The sequence below is a fragment of the Paenibacillus algorifonticola genome (assembly GCF_000971975.1).
Taxonomy (GTDB): domain Bacteria; phylum Bacillota; class Bacilli; order Paenibacillales; family Paenibacillaceae; genus Pristimantibacillus; species Pristimantibacillus algorifonticola.
This window is the reverse complement of the sequence record NZ_LAQO01000002.1, coordinates 1-13,165: the sequence shown is the minus strand read 5'-3', so window position 1 is coordinate 13,165 and position 13,165 is coordinate 1. Positions and strand designations below refer to the sequence as shown.

The 13,165-nt window shown below is 46.4% G+C and carries 12 protein-coding genes, 2 tRNA genes, 1 CRISPR repeat array and 1 riboswitch; of the genes, 5 read left to right on the top strand and 9 right to left on the bottom strand.

Translation table 11 applies throughout. The annotated features are described in order from the left end of the window. Window positions 1-496: 496 nt before the first annotated feature. Window positions 497-793: direct repeats of the CRISPR family, unit length 32 nt; unit sequence GTTTCAATCCACGCACTCACACAGAGTGCGAC. A 213-nt stretch (window positions 794-1,006) separates the two neighbouring features. The 5 genes from WH37_RS09665 to WH37_RS09645 form a co-directional block, all read right to left on the bottom strand. Beyond that, on the bottom strand, window positions 1,007-2,176 hold the full coding sequence (locus WH37_RS09665) for a sn-glycerol-1-phosphate dehydrogenase (RefSeq protein WP_143088350.1): 1,170 nt from the start codon (window positions 2,174-2,176) through the stop codon (window positions 1,007-1,009). Between the two features lie 102 nt (window positions 2,177-2,278). After that, the gene (locus WH37_RS09660; protein ID WP_046230380.1) at window positions 2,279-3,022 is read right to left on the bottom strand and encodes a hypothetical protein; all 744 of its coding nucleotides are present in this window, start codon (window positions 3,020-3,022) and stop codon (window positions 2,279-2,281) included. Continuing rightward, entirely contained in the window at window positions 3,019-3,717 is a 699-nt protein-coding gene (locus WH37_RS09655) for an ABC transporter ATP-binding protein (RefSeq protein ID WP_046230379.1), read from the bottom strand. The genes WH37_RS09660 and WH37_RS09655 overlap by 4 nt, the downstream gene beginning before the upstream one ends. Before the next feature lie 19 nt (window positions 3,718-3,736). Then, window positions 3,737-4,111 (bottom strand): GntR family transcriptional regulator, encoded by a 375-nt coding sequence (locus tag WH37_RS09650; RefSeq protein ID WP_046230378.1) that lies wholly within the window; start codon window positions 4,109-4,111, stop codon window positions 3,737-3,739. Window positions 4,112-4,278: 167 nt separating this feature from the next. Beyond that, window positions 4,279-5,985, bottom strand: coding sequence for a methyl-accepting chemotaxis protein (locus tag WH37_RS09645; protein WP_177217869.1), 1,707 nt, complete (start codon window positions 5,983-5,985; stop codon window positions 4,279-4,281). 154 nt (window positions 5,986-6,139) lie between these two features. Then, window positions 6,140-6,223, bottom strand: a riboswitch (cyclic di-GMP riboswitch). Between the two features lie 163 nt (window positions 6,224-6,386). Between WH37_RS09645 and WH37_RS09640 the strand changes: the two genes are divergently transcribed. The 3 genes from WH37_RS09640 (at window position 6,387) to WH37_RS09630 (ending at window position 6,869) form a co-directional block, all read left to right on the top strand. After that, window positions 6,387-6,596, top strand: coding sequence for a YrzA family protein (locus tag WH37_RS09640; RefSeq protein ID WP_046230376.1), 210 nt, complete (start codon window positions 6,387-6,389; stop codon window positions 6,594-6,596). Between the two features lie 114 nt (window positions 6,597-6,710). Continuing rightward, a tRNA-Thr gene (locus WH37_RS09635) sits at window positions 6,711-6,786 on the top strand. Between the two features lie 9 nt (window positions 6,787-6,795). Continuing rightward, window positions 6,796-6,869: transfer RNA gene (locus WH37_RS09630), tRNA-Pro, on the top strand. A 174-nt stretch (window positions 6,870-7,043) separates the two neighbouring features. Here the strand turns inward: WH37_RS09630 and WH37_RS35490 are convergent. The 3 genes from WH37_RS35490 to WH37_RS35485 all read right to left on the bottom strand — a co-directional run bounded on the left by WH37_RS35490 (window position 7,044) and on the right by WH37_RS35485 (window position 8,711). Continuing rightward, window positions 7,044-7,205: a hypothetical protein gene (locus WH37_RS35490; RefSeq protein ID WP_156182291.1), complete on the bottom strand. Its 162-nt coding sequence runs from the start codon at window positions 7,203-7,205 to the stop codon at window positions 7,044-7,046. A gap of 48 nt (window positions 7,206-7,253) precedes the next feature. Next, complete coding sequence (locus WH37_RS09625; RefSeq protein ID WP_052736909.1) at window positions 7,254-8,429, bottom strand: glycosyltransferase family 2 protein; 1,176 nt, start codon at window positions 8,427-8,429, stop codon at window positions 7,254-7,256. A 108-nt stretch (window positions 8,430-8,537) separates the two neighbouring features. Then, window positions 8,538-8,711, bottom strand: a complete 174-nt coding sequence (locus tag WH37_RS35485) for a hypothetical protein (RefSeq protein WP_156182289.1) — start codon at window positions 8,709-8,711, stop codon at window positions 8,538-8,540. Between the two features lie 241 nt (window positions 8,712-8,952). Between WH37_RS35485 and WH37_RS09620 the strand changes: the two genes are divergently transcribed. Beyond that, a complete protein-coding gene (locus tag WH37_RS09620) occupies window positions 8,953-9,354 on the top strand; it encodes a hypothetical protein (protein ID WP_052736908.1) in 402 nt (133 codons plus the stop codon). A 464-nt stretch (window positions 9,355-9,818) separates the two neighbouring features. Here the strand turns inward: WH37_RS09620 and WH37_RS09615 are convergent, their stop codons facing one another. Continuing rightward, the gene (locus WH37_RS09615; RefSeq protein ID WP_052736907.1) at window positions 9,819-11,807 is read right to left on the bottom strand and encodes an AraC family transcriptional regulator; all 1,989 of its coding nucleotides are present in this window, start codon (window positions 11,805-11,807) and stop codon (window positions 9,819-9,821) included. A 387-nt stretch (window positions 11,808-12,194) separates the two neighbouring features. On the opposite strand from WH37_RS09615, the gene WH37_RS09610 reads away from it, so the two are divergent. Beyond that, window positions 12,195-13,124 carry a tyrosine-type recombinase/integrase gene (locus tag WH37_RS09610; protein WP_269431293.1) on the top strand — a complete coding sequence of 310 codons (930 nt, stop codon included), beginning with the start codon at window positions 12,195-12,197 and terminating at the stop codon, window positions 13,122-13,124. Window positions 13,125-13,165: the final 41 nt, after the last annotated feature.

Genomic DNA, 13,165 nt, shown 5'->3' with positions numbered 1-13,165 from the left:
AGATCCGCTATTGCCCTCATAATCATGTCAAAATGGCGATTGGCGAAGCATTAGCGGCTCCTGAGTCCGCCTAATTCTCGATAAACCTATAACCGGTTAAATAGCGGATTCTGTGTCCGCCAAGTTCCTGATACTCCCTTATCGTTTGTATACACAACCTAGTATAACAACCAGTGTAATAGCTCCAACGACACAATAAAGTGCACATCATTCGAAAACCATGTGGCATATTGCCCAAATGTAAACCTTCCAGCGAGCTTCTAATTTAAAAAGATAGTGTCACCTATTTGAGAAGTAAAATATGTATTTTAGTAATGTTACAAAAACAGAAAAAAGCCTTATATACCAAGGCTTCTTGAGCTGTTAATAATGGAACTGTGAGCAGATATCGTAGGTGCCCCTACTCTTTTAGGATAGTGCTCTTACATACGTGAAATTTCACGCGCTCATACAGAGTGCGACATCGAGTCTCCAGGACAAGTTTAGATTGGTTGTCGTTTCAATCCACGCACTCACATAGAGTGCGACCCAGCATGCCGTTACCGACGATTGTGCCAGCTGGTTTCAATCCACGCACTCACATAGAGTGCGACACGTGGCGCTGCCGGAAGCGCCGAAGGCTCTTAAGTTTCAATCCACGCACTCACACAGAGTGCGACGGTGTTGCTGGAGACAGCAAAGTAACGCTTACGTGGTTTCAATCCACGCACTCACACAGAGTGCGACGTTGATCAATACAGCACCGTTAACCCCGATTTAGAGTTTCAATCCACGCACTCACACAGAGTGCGACAGCGAAAAATAGATAAATTGGTACCAATATGGCATTCATTTATCTAACTCACAAGAAAATAATACTAAAACGTTCGTAGAAATATCTTGACTTTTAAAAAATCGACTCATTTTAGCTATAAATCGACAAATTTCGAGGTGCGAATCTCCTAGGGTTTTTATGGGAGCTTCACATTCGCACCGCGACGCAAATCTCTTTTTCATCTAAAAAACATTACTTTCCTGCCCCTTCGTTATACGCTCTCAGCAGCGTATAACGATTAGGCCGCACCAAATGAGCCTCGCTCAAACTGCGGGCAAGCAGCTCGTCGCTCACACCTAGCTCAGCCGTTGTGGATGGCCCACCAACTTGCTTCAGCCAGCCGCGAATCGTCTCCTCATTCGGAATTTCCGCGATCTGTTGGCTAATGCGTTCCGCATGCTCTGTCCCGCTAATTGCCGGCACCTGCTCAGCCGCAAGGCGATGATACAGCCCCGAAATTTCCGCGCAAGCGACACCGACCTTCGCTCCGTGAAGCAGCTGGCGGTTGCCGAGGCGGATATATTCCATCTCCCAGTAATGGGACAAATGATGCTCCGCGCCCGAGGCCGAGTGGGATTGCCCGAACAGCAGCATCGCAAGGCCCGACTCGATCAAGGAGCTGATCAGCACGCGAATGCCCTCTTCGCTGCGCGAAGCAATCAGCTCCACATTTTCCACACACTGCATTAAAGCGTCACGCGTAATAGTCGCCACGATATCCGAATAAGCTTCCTCGCCCGCAAGCGAGCCGTAGGACCAATCGAACAAGGACGTATATTTGCCGAGCATATCGCCAAAGCCTGCGGCGACCATCGCTACAGGCGCCTGCGTCAGCACATCCAGATCGGCAAAAATCGCATCCGGGCCAATCGCGGCGATCGTAATCTTTTCACCACGAATAATGATCGGCGCTCCCTTGGAATTAAAGCCGTCTACAGAAGGGGCCGTCGGCACGGATACAAACGGTATTCCCGCCGTATAGGCCGCATAGCGCGTAATATCATGAAGCGTGCCGGAACCAGCCGCAATGACCACTTCCGCACCGTGATGCTGAATGTCAAGCAGCAGTTGCACAATGGATACTTCGTCCGCAATAACATCTCCCTGTTTGTCAGGCTTAATCAGCGTTGCCTTAACGGCAATATTATTAGCAGCAATTGCCGCTTCCAATTGTTTTCCAGACACTTCGTACGTGATGCTGTCGGACACGATTAAAACTTTGCGATAGCCCTTCTTTTGCAAATAAGGTGCGACCTGTTTAATGGCTCCACGCTCAATAAGCAGCGGTTCAATTACGATGGACTGAACGGCGGTGGTGTCATAGCCTGCGGCGGCCAGCTTGAATTTTTCCATTAGCGTCATGAGTTCGTTGTCCCTTCTATCTTGGAAGTTGTATACAAACATTGTCACGCGCTAATGGCAGGTTTGTCAACCTTCGGCTTGCAGGCTTCGCCGCCCGTCCTGCTAAGCGTCCAGCTTTTTGTTCAGCAAGTACAGCATAATGTTCACAAGGATAGCGCCAATCACGATTTCAAACGCCATAACGCCCCAGTTCCCAACCGAAATATCGCCTGTTGAAGACATGAAGATGGACATGCTTGAAGATGAAAGCTCTGAGTCCACCGCGCCGAATAAATCATCGTTAAATAAAAATTTTTCCGCATAGCTAATGACAAATTGCAACAGGACGAAGACCGCTATTGCCACCCATGGCATAAGCTTCTTATTAAACAGATTCCCCACTGTAATCGAAAAATAGAGCAGCAGCATCAAAAATAGGACCATCCAAAATATCAAAATAAAAAACAGGACACCCGTCTTTAAAGTTGGCGGAACCAGTGCATCCAGCGAGGCGCTTGGAGACAGCCATTTAAACAGCCAGATATGAAGCAGCACAAGCCCACTCAGCCCAGCCGATAACACGAATTGCAGCAGAAGCGGCGAGGCGATTGTTTTCCACGAGGCCACTGGCAGCAACCGGCGACCGTACGATTTAAGATTGTGGGAGAACGTCTTGAAGGAAAATATGATCAGCATGAGGGCCGCGAAGCAATAGCCCATAAACATAAATGTAAGCGGCAATGCAGAAGGCCAATTACGAGTCACACCAAAAAAGGAAATCGCCACCTGAAAAATAATAAGCGCAGCAGCCGAGCCCATAATTAAATTCGCATTGCGTTTCCAGTCATATTTCAATAAATTAATCATTCTGAAAATACCTCCCTGAATAGTTCATCTACACTTTTACCATGCTTGGAGCGTATGCTCTCCACATCCTGACGCAGCGAAACTTCACCGTTTTGAATAAAGAGTACCTCATCGAAAATCCGTTCGATGTCGGTAATTAAATGCGTCGAGATAAGCACACAGCTGTCTTCATTATAAAATTTAACGATGGCGTCCAAAATTTTGCCTCTTGCTACCGGATCAACACCGCCTATCGGTTCATCGAGCAAATAAAGCTTAGCCTGACGCGACATCGCCAGCGTGAGCTGCAGCCGCTCATTCATCCCCTTCGATAAGGAGCTAATTCGATCATTGCGATCCAGCTTCAAAAAATCGAGCATGCTCCCCGCTTTTTCCTGATCAAAATCCTTATAGAAATCACTGAAAAAACGAAGCGCATCCTTAACCCGCATCCATGACTCGGTTACCGGTTGATCCGGCATAAAAGACGTGACCGCCTTCGTCCCGATGCCAATCGGCTCCCCGCAAATCCGAATGGTTCCTGAGGTTGGCTGAATGAGTCCAGCGGCCAGCTTCATGAGCGTACTCTTGCCGCTGCCATTACTGCCGAGCAGACCAATAATTTTGCCAGCTTCCAAGTTCAAATTAATATTATGCAGCGCTTTTCTTGATCCGTAGTTTTTCGTTACGGCTTGCAGTTCAACAATCTTCTTCATTCGTTTATTCTCCCCCCGTCTATTTCTGCTCTTCCTTGCTGACCGCTTCCGATACAATCGTTACAATGTCATCCTGCTTGAAGCCCAAATCGCGCATCCCCTGAATGAAACGACCAAGTAAATCAGCCGCCATCTCTTTCTTAATGCTCACAATTGCCACCTCCTCGCTCGTTACATATCTTCCAAGCCCGCGCCTTGTTTCAACGATGCCTTCACGCTCCAGCTCCTGAAAAGTACGCTGAATTGTATTCGGATTGATTTGCAGCTCCACTGCAAGCTCGCGCACCGAATCGATTTTATCGCCGGGATTAAGCTTCCCGCTAATAATTTGCTGTTTAATGTAGTTCATGATTTGGATGTAGATTGGCTGGTTGTTGTCAAATTCAATCGGCATAAGTCACCTCCGTGTCAATGTGTTAGTGTTATATCTAAATAGTACACTAGTATTCTGCTGTTGTAAAGAGCTGGATAAAAAAAAGGCTGCCTCCAATCGCCCACAGGCGCTGAAAGCAGCTATTTCATTTCAAATATTCAATTTTCTAATCCCATTAAAAAGCTAGCTTATACTTGGAATACAGCCGCTTTTTCGCGCAAATTAGTTGAAGATCCCTGTAATTTCTCAGCCAGCTCTTGAAGCTGAATCGATACCTCGAATTGATCCTCAGACAGCCCGCTCATCTGCTCCATTTTGCCATTCACCTCGGAGGAGGTTTGCAGCAGCTTGTCTACCGAGCCAACGATATCGGTAATGCCTTTCGTAATTTCATCAATGCCGACAGAGATTTCACTCATTTGCTCGGACAATACGCTCGTTTGATTTTCCAGGCCGTTAAACATTTCGCTCGCCGTCACCGATGCCTGCTTCGTCGTTTCAATCACTTCGGAGAAGCTGCTCAAGCTCTGGCTGCTGTCTGCAAAATCATTCTGAATAAGCTTAAGCTCCTTCGTAATATCTTTGGAAATCATATCGGTCTGGCTCGACAGCTTGCGAATTTCTTCTGCTACTACGGCAAAACCTCTGCCATGCTCGCCTGCACGCGCCGATTCAATCGAAGCATTCAGCGACAATAAATTCGTCTGTGTATTCAAATCCTGAATGCCGCCCAAAAACTTCGTTACATTGTTATAGCGCTCATTGATCCGGTCAAAGGACTCGGTTACACGGGCAAATTGCTGAACCGTCTGATTGACCATTTGCACAACGCCCTTCATATCGGTGGAGCCAGTACGAGACGACTCCCTCATTTCTTTCATATCGCGGTTAATATATTCGGTTGAAGCGGCAATTTGCTGCGAGCTTGCCGATATTTGCTCCGTTACGGCCGAGATAGAAGTCGCATCATCATACTGGGTCATCAAAATCGTTTTGCCGCGGCCAATCTCTTCCTTCACCTGCTCGGAAGCATTCTGATTGCGAACAATCATATCGCCCATATTGCGCGAGGCTTGCAGAACAACGGTGCTTACATCCACAGTCGAACGAAGCGTGTCACGAAGCGCACTTCCCATTTGCTCCAGCGAACGGTCAATTTGTCCAAATTCATCTTGGCGATTCAGCTTCACATCATACGTGAAATCGCTATTTTGATAAGAGGCAATGCGCTTCATTAAGCCTACGATTCCTTTTTTAATATTGCGGCTTAACGAATATGACATAAGGAACGGCAGAACGGCAAGCATTACAATATTGATTATTATAATCGAATTGGCAGAAGCAATATTTCTATTCAATGCCTCCTGTGTAGCGACTGAATCCACTTCAAGCCATTTTTCTACCGTTTCATTAGCAAAGCTTAAAACAATCGTATATGTACTGACAAGCTGTTTAACCTTGGCGGAGCGGTCTTCAATCGTCAGCAGACTATGATCGCCGTTTTCTTTATTAAGCTGCTCCAGAGCAAGGCCAAACACATTGCCTTGGTTCGAATAGGCATTGCCGTTATCACCGTGAGGATATTTCGCATCAAGGGACGCTAGTGTAACCTTCAGCTTTTCTACGCGTTCCGGCATCGTCTTAAGTGCCAAATTGATGCCATCATCGCCGGTGTTGCCGTTTTCTACGGCATCAATCATCGAAAGCAGCGTTCGCAGCATCGAATCCGATACGCCCTGATATTCTTTTTTGGCCTCCTGAAGCTCATTTGAAGCTTTCACTGCACTTCTAACCGAAGCATTTTGCACAAAAATCCACCCGCCAGCTACCACGTTGAACAAAGTGATTAATGAGGTGATGAGAAGCAGCTTCGTTGTAACCTTTTGTTTCTTCAAGAAATCAGAAATCTTTGATGTCCATTTTAACCATTTTGCCTCTCTCAATCGGTTAATCATCATCTTCTCTCCATCTCTCCTATTACACTGAAAAAAACAAAAGCTATTCAACCACCGTTACGAGTTGAATAGCTGAATCAGCCTATAGTCCTGTACCGGTAGTTTGGCGGCCATAGTTCAATACCTTAGGCCCATAACTTTGCGCCCTTATTTTTCAATAAGTTTGCCTTTTTCAGTATGTAATTTTCTATTTATTTCGACACTTTTCAAGTATAATTTAGGAAAACGCTTTTGTAAATTATAAAAAACAGGATTAGCTAACATGATACTTTGAAACTAGTGCCTAACAACGTTATAATATTAGCGAAAGCTAGATATCAAAGAGTTTTAGGGGGTATATGATGGATTTTCGACTAGATTTAATTGAGGATAAAATCGAGTTTTTTGAGGCTTTTGACTTACGAACGCTGGAGAAGCACATTGACCAGCAAATTGAAGCCAATAAAGCACTGCTTTTACAAGTTCATGCCATTAGTCATCATGCGGTCTTTCATCCCGATCGCGGGAAAATGCTGTACACCGCAGTCGTTCATTTCAAGGTTAAAAAATAGGCCAATTCGGGCAATTGATTGCTGCCCGAATTTTTTTCAAAAAAATTTAAAAAAGGTATTGCATCCTCATAAAGTTCTGTGGCATAATACATCTTGTGTCCGATACATAACCGCGCCGTTGTAGCTCAATTGGTAGAGCAACTGACTTGTAATCAGTAGGTTGGGGGTTCAAGTCCTCTCGACGGCACCATTTTTTTCCCGGGACGTAGCTCAGCTTGGTAGAGCACCTGGTTTGGGACCAGGGGGTCGCATGTTCAAATCGTGTCGTCCCGATATTTCATAAGTTGTTTCAAGCAGGCCCTCTAACTTAGAAGGGTTTTTTATTTTATTCAGCCTTTTTTTATTCGCAGGCATGAGCCCGACTGGAATGTTATAAAAAATAAGCCGCGCCTAGCTGAATGCATTGCTGCTCCCAGCTAAGCGCGGCTTTTCTTTTGCCAAATTAGATCAAATCAAAAATGCTGCCGAATCATCGCCGCTGCAGTGAGCAGCCCTGACATCGCAACCATCGGCGTCCCCACCGCCGGGATGGGTCGTTCCGCCCGCAAACCACAATCCATGCAAATCCGCGAACGAAATAACATGATCAGCCAGGAATAAGCCGTTCAATGGGCAAGCCCTTTTTTCTGAAATCCCTTGTGGAATAAAAAACTGCCATCATAGCTTGCCTCGTTCACGCCTACCCATTGAAACGACTCGCCCTTTCCAAGTAACCTTCCGCCTGATGAAGGTCGTAAACAGCGAATAGGCGAAAAATAACATAAACAAACCGAGCGGGAGTGGGTACAGCAGTGCCGTCCACCACTTAAAACTCCCCGTTTTGCGCAGCCAAAGTACCAGCTGCAAGCTGTACGCCGCATAGCTTGCGACGCCCATGCCCAGCAGCCAATCATCTACTTGCATCTGCCCCGCAAGCGGAGAAAGCACAAGGGATACAGCAGAGATGGCCCCGGCCAGCCACAACGATACAGCGAAAGCTACGAAGGGCGCGGTGGATGCAGCGCCTGCCGCGAAGCGTTTGCTCCAGCCGCGGAACATGCTGCCCAGGCCATCCGGGTACATTCGAAAGATAATTTTGCCGTAACCTATAAAATTGGACACCGGTATTTGTTCGGAGCTAAAGGCTCTCCCCAGCTCGAAATGCTCCAATACTTTGCCTCGCACCGCCTCATGCCCCCCGATACGGAAATAGTCATCCCGGCGGCATACGAGGCAAGGCCTGAACGCTCCCGATCGGCTGTCGCCGTCGCCAACCGAAGCGACGACAATAAGGTTTAAGAAAGCAGACAGCTGCTCATAAGCTCGCTCCATTCGGTGGTAAGGCTGTACAGACACGAGTCCCCCGTTCACCCGCTGGCTCGCTGCCAGCAGCTGTAAAGCATCATCTGCCAGCTCTACATCAGCATCCAGAAAGACAAGCAGCTCGCCTTGCGCCGTTTTGGCTCCCGTCCAGCAAGCCCAGCTTTTGCCGATCCAGCCGTCCGGCAGCTCTTCCGTCGGAACGACACAGGCGCCATTCGAAGCAGCAAGGCTGGCCGTTGCATCCTCCGAGCCGTCATCGACAACGATAATTTCTACATTGGACAGCTTCTGCTGAAGTAAGGAGTTCAGCAGCTTGCCGATATTAGCGGCTTCATTGCGCGCAGGAATAATGACAGAGAGCGGGATCGGAGCCGGAGCAACGATATTTTTCATGCCTGCTCCATTCGCACCATTTACCCCATTCCATTCATATACCTCATGAACGTCCCATTCCGGCAGGCGGCTTACCCGGTTTTGCAGCAGCCAACCACACAGCCAGCCGATAACGGCCCACATCATAGAGAGGCTCATAACTTCCCTTCTTTCTCCCGTACATATATCTAATAGTCTGCTTAAGTCCGCTGAATGCGTGCTCCCGATAAGGAAACCAATTGATTTGCGAGCTTTTGCGTCCAGCATTCACCATGACAGACTTTGAGCGGCAAAAGGCAGGTGCATGTTGCCAATATAGCGTACAACATCATTAATCGAGCAGCTTCCCGTTTCAAGCTGAGCCGCCAGCGGCAAGCCACTTGCCAAATCGCGGACGAGCAGCTGGCGCACCGAGCGGATACGTTGAATTCTGTCCCGCACAGGCAGTCCAACACCTGCTAGATTCAAAGCTATCTAAATATTAATTAACCATACGGTATTTTATAAAACATCTTTTTCGTTTATATAACCATTTTTTAAAAATATACATTTGGCTTTTAGTAAAAAGGGAGGAAGAACCGTATCCGGCCTCGTGCTGCTGCTCGGCATAGACAAAACCTAGGATCAGCTTCATCACCACAATTTCCTGTTCTTGCGCAACCCAGAGCAGGAGTTTCAGGATGTGTTCGTCACCGGCATCCCTTTCCCAGATCCGACCGACTACAGTCTACATCGGGGCATCCAGCATTTCCGACGCTACACAAGCGTCAGCGGGGCAGAAAAATTTATTCGTGCTGTCCCATGCTCCTCCGCTGAAGCCCGGCGAGGACTGAGGGCCTATGATCTGGAGCAGCTATATGGTGCAAACGGCGACTCCATCTATGGCGCCGTAACCGACCGCAAGCTGAACGGCGGCTTCAAAATCCCTAGCAAAAGCGAGCTGCTCGACAATTTGTATTTTGTCGGCGGCTCCACCCATCCCAGGGGCGGCGTGCCAATGCTCACCCTGCCGGGCCAGCTTACGGCCGACCTGATTAAAGAGCGTTCGAGCAGCCGCTCTGGGGGTAGGACGACAGTAGGATAGGGTAATAAACTGATAGCTGTACGATGAGAAAGAAGGTATCTCCCCTAACGCAAGCTTTTGGGAAGATACCTTCTTTTTTTAAGTGAAAGGGTCGCAATCTGTTAAGCGTTTTGCCCCCATCCCCTTCGCTAAACGTCAGTGATTTATCTGCCTACACGCAGTCCTACTTGCAACTAATCAAGATGGAACGCCATTTGACCGACAAAACGATTAAAACCGGTAAGCTTCCAAAATTCAAACAATGATTTTAAGATGTTGTTGCCCAGTGACTACTGCTGGTTCATGTGGAAAAGCATCAAGGTTTCAAATCTGTTGCTGGTTGCTTCGATATGGGAATTGCCCGAAACAGAGAAATGGTGTTGCAGAAGCAATCTCTGCAACACCATTTCTTATCGCTTTGACTATGATTTCGCTAGCAATATGCTGTCTCATCATCAAGCCCAGTTATTTTTGAGCCGCTCTAATTATTTGTGATCAGTTGTTCTCCCAGCAGCAGAAGTCAGGCTATCGACAATAATGGGCAGCATTGCTTCCAGTGTGATGGGATCGTTGAAGGCTGCAGAATCTTTGTCGAGATAAAACACCCGATTATTTTTAATTGCAGGAAGTCCGTTCCACAAATCGCTATTGTACATAGGGCTTGTATCTGCGGATCCGGTCGCATCCGGTGATGTAAAGATATAGTCGCCAGCAAACTCGGGGAGCTTCTCAAGCGATATATCCGCCCAACCAAGCTTCAGATCGAATGCTGGAGGGGCCTGTAGTCCGAATTCATCATATAAAATTTCCGTTCCCCGTCCATAGCCTTCACCATAAACATATACACTTTTATCATACTGGCTTAGCACAGATACGGTTTGGTCACCGACTGCCTTTAGAACCTGTGGTTTATGTTCGGCAATTTTCTCTTCCCAAGCATCGACCCATTGCTGGGCTTTATCTATACGATTCGTTAATTTGCCGAATTCAAGCAATTGCTCTTTATAGTTTTTCTTACCGTATTCTATCGTTACGACTGGCGCGATTTTACTCATTTCTTCTAGTTTATCTGTACCTTTAATGGCAATGATAAGATCCGGATTTAAGGTGATAATCTTCTCAACATCAAAAGCACCCGGAGACCCAATATCCTCTACATCGTCGATCTGTCCTTTATAATAAGGATTTCCCATCGTCATTGTTGGTGCTCCAACCGGATTAATGCCAAGCGCCATGAAATATCCAACGTAGGCATGAGTCAAAACAACTATTCTTTGCGGGTTTCGGGGGATCTCGACTTCGCCATCTGCTCCTGTGTACGTTACCATTGCTGAAGCTGTCGGATTCTGATTCGTGTCCGCCTGTCCGTTGCTTCCACTGACTGCTGCGCTCGAGGCTGAACCAGAATTTGCAACTGAATTGGTATTGTTCACTGACCCTGAGCATGCGCTTAGAAGTAGAGTAAAACTAAGCAGCAGAGTTAACGCGGTTGATTGTTTCCTGTTTCTGATCAATTCAAAAGCTCCCTTATTTGTATATTGATAATGATTATCACTGCGCTTATTAATATACCGTCTAAGCTTATTAGGAACAATGGATGATCTTAGCATGAGGGATGGATTATGCTGCTTAGTGTTCGAATCATGACAGGTTTGACGATAGTGAACGGGAGACTGCCCGGTTTGTTTTTTGAAGATACGGCTAAAATAATACACATCCGTATAGCCGATGTTCAAGGCTATTTCTTGCAGCGTCGCTTCTGTGTTTTCAAGAAGGCTTTTGGCTCTGGTAATCCGCAAGCGAATCATATATTCAATGGGGCTGCATGCCGTGCGTTGCTTGAACATTCGCGATAAATGGCTAGGACTGCAATCCAGCATCGATGCCAGCAATTCCATCGTCAGCGGCTCAGTATAATGCTCATGCAAATATTTTAGCAATTGCTCAGCCGGGTCTGCCCGAAGGATTCGAACATCCTGTTCGCGTAATTGGCTTACAAGCTCATATACAAATTGATAAAACAACGTCCTTGCATGCAGCAGCTCGAGATCGCCAGGCGTAAGCCACTCTTGGGCCGTTCGCTCCAGCTTGTCATACAATGACAATGGATACAAAGGAGCATAACCGTATTGAATCTGCAAAGGATTTCCCGCGGTCATGATACTGCGAATTTCAGGGCTTGTTTGTGGCGGAATCCAAGCTTTGTACAATATAAGATAATATTCGAACCGCCCTTCCTTTGGCTGGATGTCCAGGCACATTCCTTTGCCGCCATGCAGCACAAACATGCCGCTCACGGCATAATCCACATCATCAAGCGTAATTTGTGCTGAACCGCGAATAGCAAAAAGAAACCCGTTGGCAGGCAGCAGATATGACCTGAGCTCACCGTCACTGGTTATTTTTATATGTCTGACATCCATCAGTTTAACTGAAGCAGACGTCCAAATTAACATATGTTCGTTTAATTTCACTCCGTCACCACCCGTTGCGTTGCGTCGATGATTTTTCGACTTCTCCCTATATACTACTGATAACGATTCTTATGTGCAATGATATTAATGAGATACCACTAGCGTCCGCCAAAAACGATAGCACCTCCTACCCATGCTGCCCACTAGCCAGAGATATTCTCTTTTTCGTCCACCTTGGATCGTCAAGCTATACAAGCATTAAACGAATATACAAAAAAGGCATTTCCCTAGTGAAAGCTTCTGGGGAGATACCTTTTTTCAGGAGGAATTTATTTTACTTGCTCTGCTAAATTTCCGATTTGAGCGATACATTCCTATGGCTAAACGACAGAAGGCTATGCGGGGTGTTACAATAGCAAAATCGACAACTAGCGGAGGAATGCAACTTTGAACGTCACCGATCTATCTGCCTATGCACAATCTTATTTGCAGCAAATTAAGATGGAACGCAATTTAACCGACAAAACGATAAAGGCCTATTATTATGATCTAAGCGACCTCATTAAATGGATTAGCGATTCCGCTCAAGGCGATATCGAGCCCCAGCATGTCAATTCGTATTTCCAATCGTTGCAGGCTAAGCAAATGAAAGAAACGAGCATTAAACGTAAGCATTTTTCCATAAAAGCTTTTATCAAATATTTGACTACACAAGGTGTTGCCTTTGAATTACCTAGTGCCATTGGCAGATCCAGCTTCAAGCTTTCAAAGCGGATTCCCAAAACTTTAACGATAGCAGATGTGACTACCTTACTACAAACGACAGAGAAAGAAATGCTAAATCCGCGCACTAATTATCGCAAAATTATGAGCAGCCGCAATTCCGCCATTATAGAGCTCCTATTTGCCACAGGAATACGCATTGGGGAGCTAGTTGGCATTCAGCTTGAGGATCTTAATCTTCAAGAGCAAACGCTGCTGATTTACGGCAAAGGCCGAAAAGAACGCCTGCTCTACATAGCAAGCCATGAGGTGATTCATAAGCTGGAGCGCTGGCTATCGCTTCGGTCACAGCTGGAACCTAAAGCAAAAGCTTTTTTCATTAACAAATACGGCAATGCTTTATCCATCTATGCGATTGAGGATATTTTTTATAAGTACAGGGATATAGCGAAAATCAATGAAAAAGCAACACCGCATTACTTGCGTCATACGTTTGCTACTCACTTGCTCAATAACGGCGCCGATTTGCGCTCCGTCCAAGAAATACTCGGCCATTCCAGCGTCAGCACCACCGAAATCTACACCGAAGTGTCCATCGAACGTAAAAAACAAGTGCTAACTAAATATAACCCAAGAAACAGCCTTGAAATCTGAGAAAAAACCTCCTAATAACTATAAATTATTTGGAGGTTTTG